At 24.8% G+C, this 1,594-nt stretch carries 2 protein-coding genes; both read left to right on the top strand.

Going from position 1 to position 1,594, the window contains the following annotated elements:
* Positions 1-198: 198 nt before the first annotated feature.
* Positions 199-333 (top strand): hypothetical protein, encoded by a 135-nt coding sequence (locus GBG18_RS15690; protein WP_255467399.1) that lies wholly within the window; start codon positions 199-201, stop codon positions 331-333.
* A complete protein-coding gene (locus GBG18_RS14940) occupies positions 333-935 on the top strand; it encodes a Fic/DOC family protein (RefSeq protein WP_152192361.1) in 603 nt (200 codons plus the stop codon). The genes GBG18_RS15690 and GBG18_RS14940 overlap by 1 nt, the downstream gene beginning before the upstream one ends.
* Positions 936-1,594: the final 659 nt, after the last annotated feature.

Here is a 1,594-nt window from a genome sequence, read left to right as displayed (position 1 = left end):
GTACTTATTGAACATGTTCCAAATCTCAAGAGGTTCTGGAAAAGATTTTTCAGAATTTTGTCTCCTATTTAGGGTTGATGGATCATAAAGCATATAAAATACCCTAAATTATGTGTTTAAAAAGAATAGAAAAAAATTAAATTATAATTATCAATTTTGGAGATTTTTGTTATAATTATAAATAATAGGAGTTCAATAATGAGTAAGACACCATTTTCTAAAGAAAAAGCCTTAAAATCTGCAACTGTTTCAAATCAAATCGAAGGTTATGCTCCAGTTAAAGATAAGCTAGTATTAAAAAAAGTTAGAGAGTATTTGTCTTTAATTAAGTAATGAAATATTATCCTCCTTCAAATCACATTTACTATGAGAATAGTGATGTTCCTATAAATAATCTAGAAATCAAAGAACTTGAAATACTAACTGAAATTGAAAAAGAGTTATTAGTTAGAGCTTACGAAAAACTTCACAATGAATTAAATGAAAATATTGAATTTGATGAAAAATATTTATGTAAAGTTCATGAAACAATTTTTACACCTCTATATACTTGGGCAGGAAAATATAGAACTGTAAATATTTCAAAAGATGAAAGTATGTTTTGCCCTTATCTAAATTTAGATTCTTTTTCTAAAGAGATATTTATAAAATTAAGAAATGATAATTTCCTAAAAAACTATGAAGATATTTCTAGAAAATCTGAATTTATAGATAAGCTATCTTTTTATATTTGTGAACTAAATGTTCTACATCCTTTTAATGAAGGAAATGGTAGGGCTTTAAGATTATTCTTTGACATGATAGTTACATATAATGGTTATGAATATATTAATTATGAAGAAGCACTAAAAAATAATGAATACATAAATGCATCAATTGATTGTATGATTGCTGAGTGTGAAAAAATTAAAAATATCATAACAAGAGGTTTGTAAAAATCTATTCTCTAAAATTATTACTCTAACCGTTCATCTAAACAACTAACTTTTAGTCACTTAGATGCTCAACCTAGAGGAATAAGTAAGATAAGCCTATATATAATCATTAGGATTAAACTTATAAGAGGCAAAAATGCGTAAATATTATGCTTATATTAGAGTAAACTGATAAACAAACATTAGAAAACTAAAAATATAAAATCTTAGAATTTGCATTTAATAAAAAGTGATGTGACTACACTTATTCAGTCAAAGGATAAAAAGCTATTTTGGATTATTATAAATAATAAGTGAAGAAGAAATGGAGATTGATTTTTAGTGCCTCAAAAAAGAGGATAAGAATATCCATTAAAATTGGTATAGATAAGTAATAAAATATAAGTTGTAGGTTCTCTCTATGTTTGAAAAAAATATGAGAAACCGCATAATTCAAGGATTTAACTCTACTAATAGTACTTACACTAAATTCATTTTATTTAGAAATTTACTACTACAAATATGAGAAGCTATTGAAAGAATCTCATAAATGTAATACTTCTTCCAACTATAACAAAAATGAGAAGCTATTGAAAGAATCTCGTAAAAGTTATACTTCTTCCAACTATAACAAAAATGAGAAAGTTAGACACATTTTAAGTCTTTACTAGCATATTATG

This window comes from Poseidonibacter ostreae (assembly GCF_009208075.1).
GTDB lineage: Bacteria > Campylobacterota > Campylobacteria > Campylobacterales > Arcobacteraceae > Poseidonibacter > Poseidonibacter ostreae.
Note: the sequence above shows the minus strand (reverse complement) of the source record. Positions and strands in the feature narration are given on the sequence as shown.

Bases quoted from the DNA above. Each gene is read 5' to 3' on its own strand.
- GBG18_RS15690 (WP_255467399.1), top strand. From the start codon at position 199: ATGAGTAAGACACCATTTTCTAAAGAAAAAGCCTTAAAATCTGCAACT.
- GBG18_RS14940 (WP_152192361.1), top strand. From the start codon at position 333: ATGAAATATTATCCTCCTTCAAATCACATTTACTATGAGAATAGTGAT.